The following is an 18,799-nucleotide window of genomic DNA, read 5'->3' on the forward strand; positions in this document are numbered from 1 at the left end:
GAAGATCGTCGAGACCCTGATCGAGGAGGCCCTCAAGCTCGCCGAGCAGATGCAGGCCGACGGCGTCGAGTCCGGCGCCCCCACCGTCACCGCCGCGAAGTGACCGGCCGTCCGCTCCGGCGCCCCGGTCGGGCGTCCGGGCCGGACGCCCCGGTCCGGCCGGATTCCCTTGCCACAGTGAGGAAGTGAGGAACCCATGACGTACGTCATCGCCCAGCCCTGCGTCGACGTGAAGGACAAGGCCTGCATCGAGGAGTGCCCCGTCGACTGCATCTACGAGGGCCTGCGGTCCATGTACATCCACCCGGACGAGTGCGTCGACTGCGGTGCCTGCGAGCCGGTCTGCCCGGTGGAGGCCATCTACTACGAGGACGACACCCCCGCGGAGTGGAAGGAGTACCGGACGGCCAACGCCGACTTCTTCGAGGACCTCGGCTCGCCCGGCGGCGCCGCCGGCCAGGGGCTGATCGAGAGCGACCACCCCTTCGTCGCGGGACAGCCCGTCCGGACGGCGTGACCCCCGGGCGGCCCGGCGGCGGGCCGCCGTCCTGCCCGATCGCGGGGCGGACGGCTCCGGCTCCGGCTCGCCGAGCCGGAGCCGGAGCCCCCCGCGCGGCCCGACGCGGCGCAGGTCCGGCCGAATCGGAGGAGCATGGACTGCTGGGAGTCGGCTACGGCGTGCATCGCCGCCGGTGGGGCGACGGACGGCGCGGTCGGCCGGGCGCGAGGAGGAAGGCCATGATCGTCGACTGCGCGCACTACCGCGACGGACGCCGGCAGCACGAGGGCCCGATGCCGCTGGAGGAGGCGGCCGCACGCTGCACGCAGGGCGGATTCGTCTGGCTGGGCATGTTCGAACCGGGCCCCGAGGAACTGGCCAGGGTGCGCGAGAGCTTCGGACTGCACGAACTCGCCGTCGAGGACGCCCAGGCCTTCCACCTGCGGCCGAAGGCCGAACGGTACGAGGACGGCACCGAGCTGATCATCCTGCGCACCGCCCGCTACGACGACGAACGCGAGGAGATCGACACCGGCGAGATCAGCATCTTCCTTGCCGAACACTTCGTGATCACCGTGCGCCAGGGCATCGCCAGCGAACTGACCGGCGCCCGCAGCCGACTCGAACACAGCCCCGAACTGCTGCGGACCGGCAGCGCCTCGACACTGTGGGCGATCCTCGACCAGGTGGTCGACAGCTACGCACCCGTCGTCACCGAACTCGAACGCGACATCGAGCAGATCGAGGCCACGGTGTTCTCCGGCACGGTCGCCCCGACCGAACGGATCTACTTCCTGCGCCGCGAGGCCACCGACTTCTACCGTGCCGTCCACCCCCTCCTCGCCGTGCTCGCCCGCCGGCTGCCGCCCGGCAGGTCGGCGCCCGAACTGCTGCCGTACTTCCGCGACGTGCACGACCACCTCCTGCTGGTCAACGAGGAGGTCGCCGCCCAACGCGACCTGCTGACCACCGTCCTGGAGGCGAACATCGCGGTGATCTCCGTCGAGCAGAACAGGATCACCCTCCGGCAGAGCGCCACGATGGAGCGGCTCACGATCGTCGCGACCGTGTTCCTCCCGCTCTCCTTCGTGGTCGGCTTCTTCGGGCAGAACTTCGAGTGGCTGGTCCGGCACATCGACACCTTCCCGGCGTTCCTCGCCCTCGGCCTCGGCGGTCTGATGCTGCCCTGCCTGGTGCTGTACGTCTGGCTGCACCGGCAGCGCGGCCGGACGGCACCACCGCTGCCGGAGGCGGGCAACGGGCTCCACCGCACACCTCGGTCCGCACCGGGGTAGCGGTCGGCGCGGACGCGCAGCCCGCCGGGATCCGGGTGGAACGGGTGGACGCACGCCCGTTCCGCGGCCGTGCGAAGTGGCGTAGCGTGGCCGCGTGAACACGGACTCGCCCTCCCGGCACGACGTCGTGATCGTCGGCGGCGGGCACAACGGGCTGGTGGCAGCCGCGTACCTCGCGCGGGCCGGACTCCGGGTGCTGGTGCTCGAACGGCTGCCGCAGGTGGGCGGGGCGGCGGTGTCGGCCCGGGCGTTCGCGGGGGTGGACGCCAGGCTGTCGCGATACTCGTACCTGGTGAGCCTGCTGCCGCACTCGGTGGTGCGGGACCTGGGGCTGCGGCTGGACCTGCGACGGCGCCGGATCGCCTCGTACACACCCGCCGTCCGGGACGGGAAGCCCACCGGGCTGCTGGTGGATGCCGCCGACCCGGGCCGGACCCGGGAGTCCTTCCGGGCGCTGACCGGTACGGAGCGGGAGTGGGAGGCCTGGCAGCGCTTCTACGGGGCGGCCGGGCGGATCGCCGAGCGGGTGTTCCCGACGCTCACCGAGCCGCTGCCCGCCCGGGCCGAACTGCGCCGGCGGATCGCGGACGACGCCGTCTGGGAGGCGTTCTTCGAACGGCCCCTGGGCGAGGCGATCGAACGGGCCTTCACCGACGACCTGGTGCGCGGCGTGGTCCTGACGGACGCGCTGATCGGCACCTTCACCCACGCCCACGACACCTCGCTGCTGCAGAACCGCTGCTTCCTCTACCACGTGATCGGCAACGGGACGGGCGACTGGGACGTCCCGGTCGGCGGGATGGGCGCGGTGACGGACGCGCTGGCCGAGGCGGCGCTGGCGGCCGGCGCGGAGATCCGGACCGACTGCGAGGTCACCGCCGTCGCCACCGCCGGCGCCGGTGACGCCGAGGTGGCCTACCGCCACCGGGACGGGGAGGCCACGGCCGTCGGCCGGCACGTCCTGGTGAACGCCGCCCCGGCGGTCCTGGCCCGGTTACTGGGCGAGGAGGCCGGGCCCGCGCCGGAGGGCGCCCAGCTGAAGGTCAACATGGTGCTCCGCCGGCTGCCGCGGCTCCGCGACACCGCCGCGGATCCCCGGGACGCGTTCGCGGGCACGTTCCACATCGCCGAGGGCTACCGGCAGTTGGAGACGGCCTACGCCGAGGCGCGGGCGGGCCTGATGCCCTCGGCGCCGCCCTCGGAGATCTACTGCCACACCCTCACCGACCCGTCGATCCTCGGCCCCGAGGCGCTCCGGCAGGGGTTGCAGACGCTCACCCTGTTCGGACTGCACATGCCCGCCCGGCTGTTCACCGACCCGGCGGCCAAGGAGCGTGCGCTCGCGGCGAGTCTGGCGCAGCTCGACGAGGTGCTGGCCGAGCCGATCGCCGACTGTCTGGCATCGGACGCCGACGGGCGGCCCTGTGTGGAGGCCAGGACCCCGCTGGACCTTGAGCGGGAGGTCGGCCTGCCGGGCGGCCACATCTTCCACCGGGACCTCTCGTTCCCCTTCGCGACCGAGGCTCCGGAGAGCGCCGCCGCCCGCTGGGGCGTGGCGACGGCGCACCCGAACGTGCTGCTGTGCGGGGCGGGGGCGGTCCGCGGCGGCGGCGTCAGCGGCATCCCCGGGCACAACGCGGCCCGGGCCGTGCTGGAGGAGCTGGGCCGGTAGCCGCCCCCGGTCGGAGAGGGTCAGACGGCGCACCCGCGGATGACGGGATCCTGGGCGAGTTCGGCCAGCAGCGCGTCCAGCTTCGTCCGGTCGACCGAGGGCATCACGAAGACGTGCACGTAGCTGCGGCGGGAGGACTCGTCGCCCGGGACCATCAGCACGTCCTGGGAGGACAGCGACCACTTCGCCACCAGTCCGGGGCTGGGCTTGCGGAAGCGCACGGTGACCGCGCCGGGGGTGCGGGCCGTCCAGAGATCGACGCCCGTCTCCTGCTCCAGCTCCCTCAGCCGGCGCTCCAGGTAGCCGGCCAGCTCCTGGGCGCTGCGGATCCGGTCCACCTGGTCCTGGTAGGAGTGCCGGGAGAGGTGGTCCCAGATGACCAGCGGGGAGAACCCGTTCCGGGAGCCCGCGAAGGTGGTGTCCGGCGCACCTATGTAGTCCGGCTGGGACGGCGGCGAGATCTGGTACTTGACCTTCGTCATGTAGATGCCGCAGGGCCACGGCGCACCCGGCCACTTGTGGCCGCTCATGGCGATCGAGGAGACCATGTCGAGGTCGCCGAACTCCGCGGTGGGCAGCCTGAGACCGAAGTCGTACTCGGGGAGCTCCACTTCGGGGGTCCAGCCGTACGCCGCCGGGTCCTGGGAGGCCATCCGCAGGAACGGCGCGTAGCCGGCGCCGAGCGCGCCGTCCACGTGGATCCAGAAGCCCCTGCGCAGGTCGACCAGCGGCTCGCCGGTCTGCGGGTCCGTACCGTACGCCACCTGGCGCCGGATCAGGCCGTGGCGCTCGAAGACCGGCAGCAGGCGCTCACAGACCCGCCGGACGTCGTCGTGGGCGCCCTTGAAGGTGCTGCCGAGGTTGAGGTTGACGAAGACCGGGTGGCCCTTCGCGGCGAAGAACTCGACCAGCACCACGAGGGCGTCGACGTCGATCTCGCCCGGGCCGTCCCAGGACCGGCCGGAGGGGCCGGGGCTGGAGGGCACCTCGGTGGGCCACTCGCGGAGTCCGGTGGCGGGGTCGACCAGCGGGCACTCGTCCGCGTACTTCTCCAGACCGACCGCGTGGAAGGTCTCGACGCCCAGCACCCGCACCGCCTTGGCGAAGGAGTAGTGGGTGTCCTCGGAGTAGAACGCCACCGGGCGGTGGGCGTTGGGGTTGTGCCGGTCGGGCGCGGCCTGAACGTACCGCAGGGCGTCGAACGGGGCCGTCGGCGGCTGGATCAGCGCCTTGCCGCTCAGGTAGTCCCGGGCGTTCCAGAGCGCGTACATGTTGCCCTCGGTGGAGCCCATGGACAGCATGTAGCCCCAGTACGACTCGGGGTCGGCGGGGTCGTGCGGCCGCTCGGCGTTCCACAGGGCCGCGTAGTAGTCGAGCACCGCCCGCTCGACGACCTTGGTGTTCGGCTTGTAGCCGCCGCTCTGGAACGGGTCGCCGAGGTTGTTGATGTTGTTCGGCATGAACCGGGCCAGGTCGAGCGCGCAGCCCTGCATGTCCTGGGTGGCCTGGTAGCCGACCAGGTGCCGGCGCTTCCTCGACAGGTACTCGTCCACCGTGTCGAGGGCGTGCAGGCGGCGTTCGTCGTCCAACCCGCTCGTGGGGAGCGCGAAGTCGCGGGCGTCCAGCTCCGCCCCCGGGTCGACGGCGGGCACGGCGGTCGCGGCGGACACGGCGGTCGCGGCGGCGAAGGTGGCGGTCGGGCTCATGGGCGCGGCACTCCGGGATCGGTGCGGGCCGATCCGGGCGGGGAGCGGCAGAGGGGCGTTCGCCGCTCGCGGCCCAGGATGGAACTTCACGGCGCCCGGCGGAAGATCCTCCGAACAACATTCGGTAGTACCGCGTGATGTCTTGCGAATCGACGGGAACAGCTGGAATCCTGCCCGGCATGCCGAATTATCCGCCGACCCGCAGGTCGGCCATCGACGACGTGGACCGGGCGATCATGCGCACCCTGACCGACAACGCCCGGATGCCCAACAACGCGCTCGCCGAGGCGGTCGGCATCGCCCCCTCCACCTGCCTGGCCCGGGTCCGCGCCCTGCAGGAGCGCGGGATCATCCGCGGGTTCCGGGCGGACGTCGACCCCGCCGCGATCGGGCTGCCGCTGCAGGCGATGATCTCCGTCCGGCTCCGGGCCCACACCCGCGAGCAGAACGAGAGCTTCCGCGGCACCGCCCCCGACCTGCCCGGCGTCCTGGCGGTGTTCCACATGGCGGGATCCGATGACTACCTGCTGCACGTCGGCGTCGCGGGCCCCGAGGGCCTGCGCGACTTCGTGGTGGACAACCTCACCACCCACCCGGCGGTGGCGCAGACCCGGACCAACCTGATCTTCGAGCAGATAGCCGGGCGCCGCTACCTCGACGAGCCCTCCCCCGCGACCACCTGAAGCACCTTCGGGAACGGCCGGGCGGGTCGCTCGCGGTCGGGCCGGGCTGGTCGCTCGCGGTCCGGCCGCCGCGCCCGCCGACGGGCGAGCGGCGACCCGGCGACCCACGACCGGGGACCGGTACGCGGAGTCACCGGTGAGCGTGTCAACTTCCCGCTCCGACCCCGCAATCGGGGCTCCCTCCGGATGCGACGGCCACCACATGGGAGCACGGTGGAGATGAGGACGGCGGTCTACAGCCGGTCGGAACTCCGCAGGGGGCACAGGGGAGCCGGGGGCAGTGGTCGCCGTCGGGGCCGCGCCCGGACGGATGGAAGGGACGGGGGCTGAGAACCATGGCCGAGAAGGTCTACAGCATCATCGAGGTGGCGCAGCAGGACGGCAGGTGGGGGTACTCGGACATCAACTTCGCCGAGGGGAGGACGGCCGGTTCAGGGTCCGGCGCCGGGCCGGTGTGGCGGCAGATCAGCCCGCTGCCGCTCGCGGGCAGCGGGCTGGCGGCCGCCGGGTCCGCCGAGGACCAGCGGCGGGTCTACTACCAGGAGTCCGACCGGAGTGTGGTCGGCGCGGTGTACGACCCGTCGTCGCCGGACGGGCACTGGGCCGGGTACCGCGTCTTCACCACGGAGATCGGTGCGCCCAGCGCCGCCGTGGGCAGTGCGCTGGCGGTCACGGGGCGGATCGGGGGTCTACGGGTCTACTACCTCGACGGCGGCCCGCTGGGCGACGAGCTGCTGGGCGACGGCCGGTTGGACGGGAGCCGGTTGGACGGGGGCCGCCACCCGGTACGGCTGGAGGAACGGGACGGGGAGTGGACGTTCTCCGTGTGTACCGTCGCCCCGCCGGCCTCCCTGATCAGCCCGCTGGCCGCCGTCACCACCGAGCAGGGCGAGTACGCCTACTACCTGGACGGGCAGGGCCACCTCGTCGAGGTGTCCTGGCTGGGGGCGGAGGGCTGGTCGGTCTGCGACCTGACCTCCGCGGTCGAGGGCTGCCCGGCCCCCTCCCCGCTCAGCCGGCTGGCCGTCGCCGGCCGCGGGAGCGGCGTCCGCCTCGTGTACTTCCTGGACGGGGGCAACCGGCCCGTCCAACTGGAGCACACCGTCATCGAGGGGACGAAGAAGAGACCGGAGGGCGGCGTGCTGTGGCAGGTGTGCGAGCTGTCCGCGTACGGGGCTCCGGCTGCGGCGGCCGGCAGTCAGCCGGCGGTCGTGCTCGGCGTCGACGGCCATCCGCGGCTCTACTACCTGGACGCCGGCCGGATGGTGGTCGGGGTGGAGTACAACGGCCGCGGGTGGGACGTCCGTCATGCCGGGGTGGATGCCGACAGCGGTGCGGGCGCTCCCCCGGCGGCCGCCGGGGGTTCACTGGCCGCCGTGGCGGGCCCCGACGGCTCGGACGTCCGGGTGTACTACCTGGGAGCGGCCGACGCGGGTGCCGGACCGGAGGATGCCGGAGCACCGGAGGGCGACCACGACCTGATCGAGCTGAGCGGGTCCGGCGACAAGTGGACCTCCCTCGACCTGGGCGCCGAGCTGGACCTGCCCGATGTCGCCACCGGCGTGCCCAGTCCGTTCGCCGCCTCCTGCACCAGCGGCCCGCGCGTCTACTACACGAGCGAGGAGTAGCCGAGGAGTAGCGGAGTCACCGGCTGCCGGGTACCCCACGGCCACGGCGGGACGACCGGGCGACCGGCGCCCTCGGGACGGTGGGCCGCCGAACGGCCGTACGCGCGAAGGAGCCACCCATGCGCATGAACGACACCTACCAGGACGCCATCAGCGGGACCCTCACGTCCGCGGACGACGGACGCCGGACGAACATGACGGTCACCAACGCCACCCCGGTCCACCTGCTGGTGTACTGGGTCGGCCTCGACGGCCTGCTGTACGGCCGCAACCCGCGGACCCGCAAGCTGGTCCCCGGCCACCCGGGCCAGGTCCTGGACCCAGGGGCAACCATCACCTGGACCAATGTCGACCCGTCCTACTGCTTCGTCGCCAAGGCCGGGTACTCGGGTGCCTTCGCGGCGGCCTGGCGGGTCGGCCGGGACAACGCCGCCGTCACCGTCACCGGCCGTGACCTGCTGGACCCGGACGACATCGGGGAGATGCCCGCGCCCACCCCCACCGTGATCATCCCGCCGAACGGTCCGAGGATCCTGGTGGGGGTGGGAGTGCTGCCGAACGGCAACTTCGTCACCCGCGAGCAGTTCTGGCAGCGTCTGCCGGAGTCGTACAGCCTCGCGGCCGGGGAGGAGAAGACCGTCAACTACACGCAGACGCAAGGGATGCAGCAGAGCTCCTCGGACTCCAAGACGGTCTCGGCGTCGGTCAGCGCGAGTGCCAGCGCCGGCTGGGGCCCGTTCAGCGCCTCCGTCAACGCCTCCCTGAGCACGGCCTCGACCAAGACCCAGCAGGTGACCGTCTCCACCCAGACGACGAGCTTCACCTCGAACCAGTACACCAACGACACGATCCACGCGTGGATGTACCTGTTCTGGCAACTCATGGACATCGTCACGGTGTTCGACGGAACGGGTACGCCGTTGTCTTCGGTCGTCTCGGCCAAGGGCCCCCCGGTCGTCTGGCGCCCCGTCAACGTGGACGACCTGGTCGCCGGGAAGTCGGGCGCGGGTGCGCTGAGCACCGGCACCTCCGCTGCCGCTGCCGCTGCCGCTGACACCGGCACTGACACCGGCACCGGCACCGGCACCGGCCTGCCGGACGATGCTCCCGTGATCGTCGCCGTCCAGCCGGCCGCCGAACCGGCCGTCGAACCGATCCGGCCGGCCCGAGGCCCTCGTCCCTCGGCCGGGCCCTGGGGCTGAGCGGCCGAGCGACCAACCACCCGTCCAACGCACGGGTGCACCTACCAGCAGCCGGAGGAGATCATGGCAGCAGAGGGCGCCCGCCCCCTGGGCGTGACCCCGGGCGGAGAGTACACGGCGGTCATCGAAGTGGCCCGCAGAGCGAGCGGATCGTTCTCCTGGGCCAACCTGAACATCCTCGCGGGGACGCGCGTCGGGCCCGGCGTCATCAGGCCTGCGCCCTTCCCCGCCCTGACCGGCGGATTCGCCGCGATCGGATGGGGACCAGACTACCGGCGCGTCTACTACGCGGACACCGACGGCGCCCTCATCGAGCTCGGGACCAACGGGGAGAGCTGGGCGTACCGCAACTTCACCAGTGAACTGGGCGCCCCCGCAGCCGCATGGAACAGCCCGCTGGCCGCGGGCGGATGGCTGGACGGGAGGATGAACGTCTACTACGCGGCCGAGAGCGGCGACCTCACCATCCTGCTGTTCGACGGCGGTTGGCGTCTCGGCACCGATGCCAAAACCCCCAAGGTCGCGTCGAACAGCCCGCTGGCCGCGATGCAGAACGACAGGGGCTGCTTCGCCTACTACTTCGACGACCTCGGCCACCTCAGAGAGGTGGAGGCGTTCGGGACGCATCCGGCTCAGGCCACCGATCTCACCAAATTCGCCGGACTCCGCCCGGCGTCCCGGCTCAGCGGGCTTGCCGCGCTGGGGCGGGGCAACGACGCCCGGCGCGTCTACTACGCGGACACCGCGAACAACCTCATCGAGGCGATCGGCTACGGCGAGACGAAGGGGTGGTCGTGGCAGAACCTCGCCTCGATCGGTGCCAGGCCGCTCAAGGACGGAGGTCCGCTGGCGGCGGCGTTCCGCATCTCGCGGGAGGACGCCTCCGTGACCGGCGTCGCCCAGTTCTGCCGGGAGTCCAAACCGGTCTGGCTCGGTCGGACGGGCAACGGGTGGTCGAGCCAGGACATCTACTCGACCCGGGCGGGAGTCCGTCCGGTGGCGGCCGCCAACAGCTACGTCGCGTGCGCGGTGTCCGGCGACGGCCGCCCCTGGGTGACCTTCGTGACCGACGAGAACCACCTCGTGCTGTGGCGGGGGCCGGCATCCGACTGGTCGTGGTGGGACCTGACCGCCGACGGCCTTCCGCCCGTCGCCAAGGTGGCCGCGCAGGGCCCGCTGGCCCTCGTGCACACCGAGGACGGTCCCCGCGTCTACTACCTCACCGACGAGCCCGCATACTGACGGCCACCGGAGCTCACCATGCGCATGAACGAGACCTATCGGACGGCCCTCTGCGGGACTCTCGTCTCGCCTCCCAAGAAGGCCATGGCCGAGATCCTCATCTTCAACGACCTCTCGGTCCCCCTCGACTTCTTCTACGTCGACCAGTCCGGCGAGCTGTGCGGGCGCACCGACGGGGCCTGGACCGCGGGCCTGCCCGGGCTCCTGCTGGAGCCCAACGGCGGCAACCTCCTGGTCACCGGCGACTGCTGGGCCGACAGCTACTGGGTGGCGAAGTCCCACTACTCCGGAGCCTTCGCGGCCGTGCTGCAGAACCTGCCGGGCAAGAGCACCCTCTCCTTCACCGGGGCCGACCTGCTGGACCCCAACGACATCGGACCGATCCCCGAGCCCAGCGCCGACATGCTCATCCCCCAGGACGGCCCCGGTGTCCTGGTGGCCACCGGTGTCGTCCAGCACGGCGCCACGTCCCGCAGCCCGGTGACCCTCCCGGAGGGCGACCAGGCAGGGCTCGGCGTCGCCGTCACACGCGAACAGTTCTGGCACTGCACCGGGGAGTCCTACAGCCTCGCGCCCGGTGAGAGCAGGACCGTCAGCTACACCGTCACCCAGGGCATGCAGAACAGCAGCTCGGAGACCGACACCACCAACGCGTCCGTCGGCGTGAGCGCCAGCGCCGGCTGGGGCCCGTTCAGCGCCTCCGTCTCCGCCTCCCTGAGCGAGTCGTCCACCACCAGCCAGCAACTCACCGTGTCCACGCAGACGACGTCCTTCGTCTCCAACACCTACACGAACCTCGGCTCGTACCCGGAGCTGAACCTCTTCTGGCAGCTGACCGACGTCGCGACCGTCTACGACAAGGACGGGCTGCCGCTGGCCTCCGTGATCTCCGGCGAGGCCCCGACCGTCGTCTCCGGTCCCTGGGAGGTCCAGGAGATCGAGAAGAAGGACAGACGGGCGCTCGTACGCAAGCAGAGCCGCGACCGGCCGCCCCGCACGTGAGCGTTCGCACGGGACGGACCGGGGACGGCCCCCTGGTCCGGGCCCGACCCCGGCGGGATCACGTGCGCAGACCGGAGGTGCGGCGCCCATGCCGTTGAACAGCTACCAGCATCCGTGTCCGGGCGGGTACCAGATCCAGGCCGCCGACATGCTGATCGGCGGCACCCTGGGGGCCAGAGTGAACTGGGGCGACCCCGCCAGGGACGTCGTCATCACGGCCGGTCACCTCGTGAACAACCTGAACGCGGCCGTCTTCCAGCCCGGCGCCGGTGTCCCGGGCGAGAACCAGCGGATCGGACACGTCGCCGGTAGGTCGCCCCTGCGGACCTATCCGAGCTCCCGGGAGTTCCTCGGCACGCGCGCCGAGACGCCGGGGCAACGCATCACCTGCCGCTACGACTTCGCCTACATCGAGGTGGCGGGCGACTCCGCGGCGACCTCGTACCGGATTCCGGGAATCAACGACACGGACGAGCCGCTCGCCGTCCGGGACCCGATCGAGGGCGAGCCGGTGCACTGGCTCGGAAACACCACGGGAATCGTCCTGGGCGGACACGTGCGGGACCTCTCGTACTGGATGACGATGGAACTGGACCCGACGAACGCCGCCAACCGGCAGTACCTGAGCGTGCAGCCCCTGACCCTGATCGAGGTCCAGGGCACCATGCCCACCCGGGGAGGGGATTCGGGCGCCGCCGTGGTCGCCGTGAACGACCGGCACATCGTCGGCGTTCACTGCCTCGGCGGGACCACCAGGAAGGGCCGCCCGTTCACCATGGCATCCAGGGTGCCGGCCTCACCGCAGGCACTGGCGGAAGGGAGCTCCTCCGCCGGCTTCGACGAGGTCCTGACCTGGATCGCGCGGACGAAGGCCTGGGTGAACTCCTAGAGGCCCTGTCCGCCTGGCTCCGTGTGCCGGGCCCGGGTTCGTCTTCCGGACGGTACGGGAGGGACCGCGCGGACGTGTACGTCATCGGACGGGTCGGCGGGAGAACACACCGCCTCGAGTACCGGAGCCCGCAGCACCGCCGCCGTACAGCACGGACGGGTGGTCGACGACGACTTCCGGATCCCCTGGTGGGAACAGAACGGGTTCTCTTCGAACTTCGGCCCTGCCGTGAAGATCGACGGCGGCTCCGGTCTGCCCGGGGACTGCGGCGCCGCCATCGTGGCCGACGACGACCGCCACGTCATCGGTGTGTTCTGCTTCTCCTCACGGCAGAAGAACTACACGGTGGCGTCCGGGATCCCCTCCCCCGCCCAGGAGTTGGACCAGCGGGGTACTCAGGTGGTCAGCAGGAAGACGGTCGTGGACCGCGTGGCCAAGCTGAAGAGCCCGGGGTTCGGGACCGGAGGCCCGTGAGCGGCCCGGTGGACGGCCGGGTGGCGGCCGGGTGGACGGCCCGGCCTCGGTCGTGGGGAAACCGGGGCCGGGCCGTCCGAACAGGGGGTCAGCAGTTCTGCAGCGACCAGACGTCCGACCAGTTGAACGACCCCCTGGCGCCGACCGGGATGCTCGGGAACCCGCCGCCCCAGCGGTCGAAGAACGTCGTGGTCACGGGCCCGGTCTGGTTGTTGATGTAGTAGCCGCCACCCTCCCAGTTGGACACGGAGTAGCGCCGGCACGGGTCGAAGTAGAAGACCTTCCACTTCTGCGCGCCCGGGTCGTCCACGGAGATGCACAGGCTGCCGCTCGGGCACGGGATCCGCAGCATGTCGGTCTCGTAGCGGTAGTACTGCGTCGGGACCGACGGCGAGACCGACGGCGACGCCAACACCAGCCGGGCGGATTCGACCGGGGCGGCCTGGGCGGATCCGGCGCCGACGACGAGCGCCGGCAGCAGGGCCACGGCGCCGAGCAGGCTGGCGGCGGAACGCTTGAGATTCATGGTGGTGTCCCCCTGGAGTCGGTGAGTGACTCCAGAGTGGCCCGCGGCCCGCACGGGCGGTACCTCGGACCTCCGAGGGTGCCCCCACCACCCTGCCCGCCCAGCCTGCCCGTCCGCCATGACGACGGCGTGGCCCGGGTGTCCGGGCGCGGTGCGGGAATCGCTCCCCGCCCGTTCCCCGGACCTCTATACGCAGCGGGCGCTCCGCGGCCTTCGCCGTCAGACTGTCGTAAAGCGGTGGAGTGCGACGTGGCAGTACGTCCCGGCCCGGTCGACGACGGGCCTCAGGCCATCGTCGACAGTCACCGCGCCCTCTTCGGCGGCTTCGCCAGGGGCACCCGGCTGGCCGACGCCGTTCTCGACAACCGGTTCCCGGCACCCGGCGTGGCCGTGGTCAACGGCCGCGGAGACACCTACAAGGGCAAGCGGCCCGAGAAGCTCAGCAAGATCCAGACCTGCACCCTGGTCCGCGAGGACGACGGCGAGTGGCGGATCGCCGCCTTCCAGAACACCGGGCACCGGCCGCTGATGGAGGCCGTCTCCCACCGGCTCGCCCCCGGGCCTGGTCCCGGTCGCACAGCGCTGACGCCTCCATGTCCCGCACCCGCACCCGCAGTTCCGCCCCGGCCCCACGGAGACCTCGCATGCGGCGCTCAGCCGCCCGGAGGGGCCTGGCACGCCAACGGCGCCCGACCCGACGAGGTGTCAATCAGGCGGATGCGGCGCCGTGGAGGCGCCATGTGACCATGCTGATATGATATCCGGTCGGATCATCCTTCTCAACGGTACGTCCAGCTCAGGGAAGTCGAGCATCGCCCGGGAGCTACTGGACATCCTGGACGACGGCGTCTTCTTCCACCTGGCGGTCGACGACTTCAACGCGATGCGCAGCAGGCGGGAGCTCGGAGCGGAGGAGCTCGACATCGCGCTACGGCAGACCAGGATGGGCTTCCACCGCTCGATCGCGGCCATGGCCGAAGTGGGCAACGGCATCGTGGTCGACCACGTGCTGAGCGAGCCGTGGCGGCTGCTCGACTGTCTGACGGTGCTGCGGCCCGAGGACGTACTGTTCGTCGGCGTCCACTGTCCGCTGGACGAACTGGGCCGCCGCGAGCTGGCCCGGGGTGACCGCCCGCCGGGCCTTGCTGCACACCAGTACGACCTGGTTCACGCTCACGGCGACTACGACCTGGAGTGCGACTCCAGCACGGCGAGCCCACGTGAATGCGCCCAGCAGATCAAGGAATTCCTCCCTCACCGCCCCAGACCTACCGCTTTCACCCGCCTCCGCCGACGCCGTCTGGCGGACAGTCAGTCGAGCCTGACAAACCTGACGAAGGCGAGGCCCCGGGGAACCACGTGACCGCCGACACGCACCTCGCAGAGGCTGGTAGGCCCGGCAACCCGGGCAGCGGTACTCCGAGAGGGAGGTGACCGCGGGGTGGCCGGATCGCCTGAAGGCGTCGTACCGATCCTGACCTGGGGCTGTGGCGTGTACGCAGGTGTTGATTGTCTCAGCAACGACGGTCAGGTCCTGCTCTTCGAGCCGAACCCGTACAGCGGCGGATCGTGGGATCAGTGCTGGTTCCTCGACTCCACCAGCCTCGCAGCATGGCTGGAGACATGGCTCGCGGGGACGGGCTGGTTCGAGGAGGACGCCTTCGACAGGGACGACCTGATCGAGCCCCAACCATGGGACCAAGCCGCGAGCCGACTGCACTCCGGCGCATAGCGAAACACCAACGCTTCGACCCGTTGGCGAGACGCGCCATCCCGGCAGTGCTCTCGGCTCCCTTCGGAGCGCCGGCATCGGAAGGGCGACCAACCCACGGGCTGCGCGTATGGCGACCTGCGCGAGTGCCATGGTCCCGCGTTCGTCTCGCGCTGGAGGATCAAGTGCGGGGACGGCAAGTGGTGCGCCACTCCTTCGCCTGTTCTACGGGGTGCAACTCCTGAGCCACAGATGGGAGTTCGGGTGCTCCTGGCCGGAGAGGTTGCGGCGGCGGCCGTTCTTGACGCAGCCGAGGAGGGTTTGGTGGTCAGGGTCGGCGAAGTACTGGACGTCGATCTGGGTGGCGCCCTCGGAGAGGTCCTGGCCGTTGTTGAAGACCGAGCGCGGGGCCTGCCGGGCGGCCCAGGGGCAGCCGGTCTCGCCTTCGGACCAGTCGGTGTCCGCGTCGACCCAGGCGCAGATCTCGCCCTGGCCGTCCGTCTCGGTGAAGAAGCACACCGCGCCGCGGCGGCAGCGGTCGTAGCCGCTCGCCCCGGCGGTGCTCGGCAGGGCGGCCAGGAGGCCGGCGAGCAGGGCCGCCGCGAGGGCCGCGGCGACCAGCAGGGGGCGGCGGCGACGGCGGAGGAAGGGGCCCGGCCGCCAGGGTGCGCGGCGGCCGGCGGCGGCCGCCTCCACCCGGCGCAACAGCGAGCTCGCGGTGTGCGGGGCGCGGTCCTCGTGTCGGCGGGCCAGGCAGTCCGTCAGGACGGTGCGCCAGGCCTCGGGGAGGTCGGGTGCGAGCCGGAGCCCCTCCTCGCCGCGGGCGTAGCGCATGGCGGCGTCGCGGCGGGCGGCCGGGGTGCCGCCGGGCAGCGGAAGGGTGCCGGTGAGTACCAGGTGGGCCAGGACGCCGAAGGCCCAGATGTCGGCGCTAGGACGGATCTTGCGGCCGCGTTCGCCGATCTCGCACCAGAGCAGGTCCGGCGGGGTGTAGTCGGCGGTGCCGAAGGCCGGGGCGTAGGCGTGGGTGCCCTCCAGTTCGGCGGCCATGTTGAAGTCGGCCAGGCGGGCGGTGCCGTCGGGCATCAGCAGCACGTTGCCGGGCTTGAGGTCGCCGTGCACCCAGCCCGCACGGTGCAGCTGGTCCAGGCCCTCGCAGACGTGGGCGAGGAGTGCGGGGCCGCCGCGCGGGACGGGGTCGACGGCGAGCAGGTCGTCCAGCGAGCCCTCCGCCGCCTCCAGCACGAGGACGGTGGCGCCGTCGAGCTCCGGACGGGCGGGGTCGTCGACGGTGCGTACCTCGTACAGCCGGATCAGTCGGGGGGCGCGCACCCTGCGCAGCAACGCCGTCTCCCGCTCGGCGAGTTCGCGCAGGTGGGTGAGCTGGCGCGGGGTGCGGGTGCCGGTCGGCAGGACCTTGAGAGCGGCCCGGGTGGGCACCCCGGCCTCGGGGACGGCGCGGCGCGCGGCGAAGACGCAGCCGAAGGCGCCGGAGCCGAGCAGGCGGCCGACCGTCCAGGGTCCGATCCGGTAGCCGGCCGGGAGGGGGAGGAGGTCCCCCGGCGGGCCGCCGCGGCGGGCGGTCACCGTGCCTGGTCCGGCACGGGGGCGGTCTCGGCGGCGGCGGTCTCGCCGGCAGCGGTTTCGGCGGCGGCGGTTTCGGCGGCGGCGGTTTCGACAGCAGCGGTCTCGCCGCGGGCGGGCGAGGCGGGCACGGCCGAGGCGGGGGTGCCGGAGCGGGCGGGGACGGGTGCGGAGCCGGATCTGGGAAGCGGTACGGAGCCGGGCCCGAACACCGGGACCGTGCCTGCGGGTGCCGGTCCGGGCGCGTCGGTGTCCAGGCTACGGAGGTCGTCCTCGCGGACCAGGTCGAAGCGCAGCGCCAGCGAGACGAGCGAGTCCTTCTTGCCGGCCAGCCGGGGGCCGGGGTCGGCACTGTCCGGGCCGGGCTTGATCCGCAGCTTCACCGCGAGGTAGTCGATGTTCCACTGCACGGCGGCGCGGTTGGCGGCCGGCCAGAGCGGGCGCAGCCGTTCGACGACCTGGTCGACGGTGGGTGTGGGGGCGTGCGGGGCGACGCGCAGGCGCGGTTCGCAGAGGGCGGTGAGCACCCGGAAGTAGCGCTTGGAGCGGTCGAGCGGGAACGCCAGCAGGGTGGGTTCGCCGCCGGGTGCGGTCCACAGGTCGCGGTCGGCGTAGTCGTGGCGGGGCGCCCAGACGTCCAGGGTGATCAGGTCGGAGCCGGCCGGAAGCACGAGCCGGGAGAACTCGAAGGGCACCGGGGCGCCGAGCCGACCCGGTGCGATCTTGAGGTGCTCGCCGGCGCCCTCGGGGTTCTCCACCACGTAGGTGGCGGTGCGGCTGAGGTTGCTGAGCAGCCAGTGGGTGCCGTCGGCGGTGATCTCGCCGGCGGTCCTGGAGACTCCGCTGTGCGGGATGAACAGGTCCCCCGCTCCGCCGTCCCGGCCGAAGCGCAGGGTCTGGCCGGGGGCCAGCCGCTGTTGGCCCCCGGGCTCCATGCCCGGCCCCGGGACCACGATGATGCTGTACACGCGCTGTTCCCCTCCCCCGCTGGTGCTGGGGGAAGGGTAGCGAGCGGAATGAATCATTCAGGTAACGATGGCCATGAGCCTGTCAGGCGACCCCTGTCAGGCGCGACCCCTGTCGGGCGGCTCAGCACTCCCCGCGCCACTCGAAGCGATCGACGATCCGCCCGCCGGCCGGCAGCTCGCCCCGGCCCTCCGTCCAGCCGTAGTGCAGGCAGAGGCTGCCCCCCTCCCGGAAGTACACCTGCACGTGGTCGTAACCGGGCTGCGGCGTGCCGTTGTTGAAGAAGGAGCGGCGGAGGCCGCAGGTACTCGCGGGCTGGTCGGCGTCGGAGCGGCAGACCGAACCGGTGCCGTCGAGGCCGGAGTAGAAGCAGACGTACCCGCTCGGGCAGTCCTGCCAGGCCGCCGGTGCGGCGGTGCAGTTGTGGCTGGTGACACTCGGCCAGGTGGCGCCCGGACCGGAGTACTCGACGCCGTCGAGGAGGGCCGGCACCCGGTGGCGCTCGTCGGTGAAGTCACCCGAGGCGAGGTAGCGCTGCTCGTAGTGCAGGTGCGCCCAGCCGGAGGCGCCCGAGGTGCCGATGCGGCCGATGGTGGTGTCCGGCGCCACCCGGTCACCCTTCCGCACGTACGCGGCCGGGTCGTCCTTGAGGTGGTAGTAGGCGGTGAACCAGCCGTTGCCGTGGCTGATCTGGATGGTGTTGCCGGAGCCGGGGTCCTGGTACACGGCGGACACCGTGCCTGCGGCGGAGGCGAGCACCGGCAGGCCGTCGGAGCCGGTGTTGCCCTCCACCACCATGTCCAGCGCGGGGTTGTGGCCCCAGGTGTCCAGCCGCCAGGCGGTGCCGCACGGGAACGGCAACTGGAACACGGGCCGCTCGGAGGGCGGACCGGTCACCGCCGGACCGGCCACCGCCGCCGGACCGGTCACCGCCGCCGCCCCCGGCGCGACCACCGGTATCAGCGCCACCGCCGCCAGCCAGGCCAGCAGTCCCACCCACGCTCTGCGCATCGTTCTCCTCCTGAGCTCCCCGGCGGCGGGCACCGCCCGGCCGTCATGCTGGCGGCCCTGGAGCCGCCCCGCCACCTCGGACCTCCGAGGGTCCGACGGGTGCGCTCCGGAGGGCCACCCCCGCTGATCCGACCCTGGCCGCACCCCCCGCACTTGACACGATTCTTCGTATCGAGAATATTGGATATGTCTTTGCGGGATCATCGTGCGGAAGGAGTGTGGGGCGGTGGATCCACTGGCGGTTCACAAGGCGCTCGCCAACCCGGCGCGTGCGGAGTTCCTGCACTGGCTGAAGACGCCCGAACGCTACTTCGACGAGGACTACTACCGTGAGCGCGGTGTGGGGTTCCACATCGGCGTGTGCGTGACGGACATCCGCGAGCGCTCCGGGCTGGCCCAGTCGGTGGTCTCCGGTTACCTGCAGATCCTGCGGGACGCCGGACTGCTCGAATCGGAGCGCATCGGCAAGTGGACCTTCTACCGTCGCAACGAGGAGACGATCGCCGCGTTCGCCGCCTACGTCCGCGACGTGCTCTGACCCCTTCTCGCTCCGACCCCTCCCCTCCCCTCCCCGCTCCGACCCGACTCCGGCGTGACGCCTCCCGCGTCGCGCCGCCCTCTGGCGTCCCCGCTCCATTTTTCCGGCACGACCCATCTACCTATCTAGATTTGTCGCTCGATCCGAGAGGCCGCGCCACGCGAGGCCGTG

General features: G+C 72.0%; 17 protein-coding genes and 2 pseudogenes. 14 read left to right on the forward strand and 5 right to left on the reverse strand.

Annotated features, from left to right (window positions below; translation table 11 throughout):
* The first annotated feature begins 196 nt into the window (after positions 1-196).
* The 3 genes from fdxA (at position 197) to ACGFZP_RS26550 (ending at position 3,466) form a co-directional block, all read left to right on the forward strand.
* Complete coding sequence (fdxA, locus tag ACGFZP_RS26540) at positions 197-517, forward strand: ferredoxin (protein ID WP_392937647.1); 321 nt, start codon at positions 197-199, stop codon at positions 515-517.
* 221 nt (positions 518-738) lie between these two features.
* Complete coding sequence (locus ACGFZP_RS26545) at positions 739-1,794, forward strand: magnesium and cobalt transport protein CorA (protein WP_392937649.1); 1,056 nt, start codon at positions 739-741, stop codon at positions 1,792-1,794.
* Positions 1,795-1,888: 94 nt separating this feature from the next.
* The gene (locus ACGFZP_RS26550; protein WP_392937651.1) at positions 1,889-3,466 is read left to right on the forward strand and encodes a phytoene desaturase family protein; all 1,578 of its coding nucleotides are present in this window, start codon (positions 1,889-1,891) and stop codon (positions 3,464-3,466) included.
* Positions 3,467-3,486: 20 nt separating this feature from the next.
* Here ACGFZP_RS26550 and ACGFZP_RS26555 read toward each other — a convergent pair whose 3' ends face one another.
* Positions 3,487-5,172 carry a histidine decarboxylase gene (locus tag ACGFZP_RS26555; RefSeq protein ID WP_392937654.1) on the reverse strand — a complete coding sequence of 562 codons (1,686 nt, stop codon included), beginning with the start codon at positions 5,170-5,172 and terminating at the stop codon, positions 3,487-3,489.
* A gap of 179 nt (positions 5,173-5,351) precedes the next feature.
* Between ACGFZP_RS26555 and ACGFZP_RS26560 the strand changes: the two genes are divergently transcribed.
* The 7 genes from ACGFZP_RS26560 to ACGFZP_RS26590 all read left to right on the forward strand — a co-directional run bounded on the left by ACGFZP_RS26560 (position 5,352) and on the right by ACGFZP_RS26590 (position 12,292).
* A complete protein-coding gene (locus ACGFZP_RS26560) occupies positions 5,352-5,855 on the forward strand; it encodes an Lrp/AsnC family transcriptional regulator (RefSeq protein ID WP_392937657.1) in 504 nt (167 codons plus the stop codon).
* Positions 5,856-6,190: 335 nt separating this feature from the next.
* Complete coding sequence (locus tag ACGFZP_RS26565; protein WP_392937660.1) at positions 6,191-7,483, forward strand: hypothetical protein; 1,293 nt, start codon at positions 6,191-6,193, stop codon at positions 7,481-7,483.
* Between the two features lie 119 nt (positions 7,484-7,602).
* On the forward strand, positions 7,603-8,685 hold the full coding sequence (locus ACGFZP_RS26570; protein ID WP_392937662.1) for a hypothetical protein: 1,083 nt from the start codon (positions 7,603-7,605) through the stop codon (positions 8,683-8,685).
* Between the two features lie 63 nt (positions 8,686-8,748).
* On the forward strand, positions 8,749-9,927 hold the full coding sequence (locus ACGFZP_RS26575; protein ID WP_392937665.1) for a hypothetical protein: 1,179 nt from the start codon (positions 8,749-8,751) through the stop codon (positions 9,925-9,927).
* 18 nt (positions 9,928-9,945) lie between these two features.
* A complete protein-coding gene (locus ACGFZP_RS26580) occupies positions 9,946-10,929 on the forward strand; it encodes a hypothetical protein (protein ID WP_392937668.1) in 984 nt (327 codons plus the stop codon).
* 88 nt (positions 10,930-11,017) lie between these two features.
* The gene (locus tag ACGFZP_RS26585; RefSeq protein ID WP_392937670.1) at positions 11,018-11,818 is read left to right on the forward strand and encodes a hypothetical protein; all 801 of its coding nucleotides are present in this window, start codon (positions 11,018-11,020) and stop codon (positions 11,816-11,818) included.
* A 159-nt stretch (positions 11,819-11,977) separates the two neighbouring features.
* Positions 11,978-12,292 (forward strand): hypothetical protein, encoded by a 315-nt coding sequence (locus ACGFZP_RS26590; RefSeq protein WP_392937673.1) that lies wholly within the window; start codon positions 11,978-11,980, stop codon positions 12,290-12,292.
* A gap of 88 nt (positions 12,293-12,380) precedes the next feature.
* Here the strand turns inward: ACGFZP_RS26590 and ACGFZP_RS26595 are convergent, their stop codons facing one another.
* The gene (locus tag ACGFZP_RS26595; protein WP_392937676.1) at positions 12,381-12,818 is read right to left on the reverse strand and encodes a hypothetical protein; all 438 of its coding nucleotides are present in this window, start codon (positions 12,816-12,818) and stop codon (positions 12,381-12,383) included.
* 249 nt (positions 12,819-13,067) lie between these two features.
* On the opposite strand from ACGFZP_RS26595, the gene ACGFZP_RS26600 reads away from it, so the two are divergent.
* The 3 genes and pseudogenes from ACGFZP_RS26600 to ACGFZP_RS26610 form a co-directional block, all read left to right on the forward strand.
* Positions 13,068-13,562 (forward strand): SgcJ/EcaC family oxidoreductase, encoded by a 495-nt coding sequence (locus tag ACGFZP_RS26600; protein ID WP_392937679.1) that lies wholly within the window; start codon positions 13,068-13,070, stop codon positions 13,560-13,562.
* Between the two features lie 10 nt (positions 13,563-13,572).
* A complete protein-coding gene (locus ACGFZP_RS26605; protein WP_392937681.1) occupies positions 13,573-14,181 on the forward strand; it encodes a chloramphenicol phosphotransferase CPT family protein in 609 nt (202 codons plus the stop codon).
* A 90-nt stretch (positions 14,182-14,271) separates the two neighbouring features.
* A pseudogene (locus tag ACGFZP_RS26610) lies at positions 14,272-14,550 on the forward strand (SMI1/KNR4 family protein); the annotation flags it as partial.
* A 204-nt stretch (positions 14,551-14,754) separates the two neighbouring features.
* On the opposite strand, the gene ACGFZP_RS26615 reads toward ACGFZP_RS26610, so the two are convergent.
* The 3 genes and pseudogenes from ACGFZP_RS26615 to ACGFZP_RS26625 form a co-directional block, all read right to left on the reverse strand.
* Complete coding sequence (locus tag ACGFZP_RS26615) at positions 14,755-16,116, reverse strand: serine/threonine-protein kinase (protein ID WP_392937684.1); 1,362 nt, start codon at positions 16,114-16,116, stop codon at positions 14,755-14,757.
* Between the two features lie 251 nt (positions 16,117-16,367).
* A pseudogene (locus tag ACGFZP_RS26620) lies at positions 16,368-17,081 on the reverse strand (FHA domain-containing protein); the annotation flags it as partial.
* Between the two features lie 121 nt (positions 17,082-17,202).
* Entirely contained in the window at positions 17,203-18,090 is an 888-nt protein-coding gene (locus ACGFZP_RS26625; protein ID WP_392937686.1) for a peptidoglycan DD-metalloendopeptidase family protein, read from the reverse strand.
* Between the two features lie 226 nt (positions 18,091-18,316).
* On the opposite strand from ACGFZP_RS26625, the gene ACGFZP_RS26630 reads away from it, so the two are divergent.
* Positions 18,317-18,628, forward strand: coding sequence for an ArsR/SmtB family transcription factor (locus ACGFZP_RS26630; RefSeq protein ID WP_392937689.1), 312 nt, complete (start codon positions 18,317-18,319; stop codon positions 18,626-18,628).
* The last annotated feature ends 171 nt before the right edge of the window (positions 18,629-18,799 follow it).

The organism is Kitasatospora sp. NPDC048239 (assembly GCF_043202015.1).
GTDB lineage: Bacteria > Actinomycetota > Actinomycetes > Streptomycetales > Streptomycetaceae > Kitasatospora.

Bases quoted from the DNA above. Each gene is read 5' to 3' on its own strand.
- ACGFZP_RS26580 (WP_392937668.1), top strand. From the start codon at position 9,946: ATGCGCATGAACGAGACCTATCGGACGGCCCTCTGCGGGACTCTCGTC.
- ACGFZP_RS26545 (WP_392937649.1), top strand. From the start codon at position 739: ATGATCGTCGACTGCGCGCACTACCGCGACGGACGCCGGCAGCACGAG.
- ACGFZP_RS26575 (WP_392937665.1), top strand. From the start codon at position 8,749: ATGGCAGCAGAGGGCGCCCGCCCCCTGGGCGTGACCCCGGGCGGAGAG.
- ACGFZP_RS26565 (WP_392937660.1), top strand. From the start codon at position 6,191: ATGGCCGAGAAGGTCTACAGCATCATCGAGGTGGCGCAGCAGGACGGC.
- ACGFZP_RS26595 (WP_392937676.1), bottom strand. From the start codon at position 12,818: ATGAATCTCAAGCGTTCCGCCGCCAGCCTGCTCGGCGCCGTGGCCCTG.
- ACGFZP_RS26585 (WP_392937670.1), top strand. From the start codon at position 11,018: ATGCCGTTGAACAGCTACCAGCATCCGTGTCCGGGCGGGTACCAGATC.
- ACGFZP_RS26605 (WP_392937681.1), top strand. From the start codon at position 13,573: ATGATATCCGGTCGGATCATCCTTCTCAACGGTACGTCCAGCTCAGGG.
- ACGFZP_RS26570 (WP_392937662.1), top strand. From the start codon at position 7,603: ATGCGCATGAACGACACCTACCAGGACGCCATCAGCGGGACCCTCACG.
- ACGFZP_RS26555 (WP_392937654.1), bottom strand. From the start codon at position 5,172: ATGAGCCCGACCGCCACCTTCGCCGCCGCGACCGCCGTGTCCGCCGCG.
- ACGFZP_RS26625 (WP_392937686.1), bottom strand. From the start codon at position 18,090: ATGCGCAGAGCGTGGGTGGGACTGCTGGCCTGGCTGGCGGCGGTGGCG.
- fdxA (WP_392937647.1), top strand. From the start codon at position 197: ATGACGTACGTCATCGCCCAGCCCTGCGTCGACGTGAAGGACAAGGCC.
- ACGFZP_RS26560 (WP_392937657.1), top strand. From the start codon at position 5,352: ATGCCGAATTATCCGCCGACCCGCAGGTCGGCCATCGACGACGTGGAC.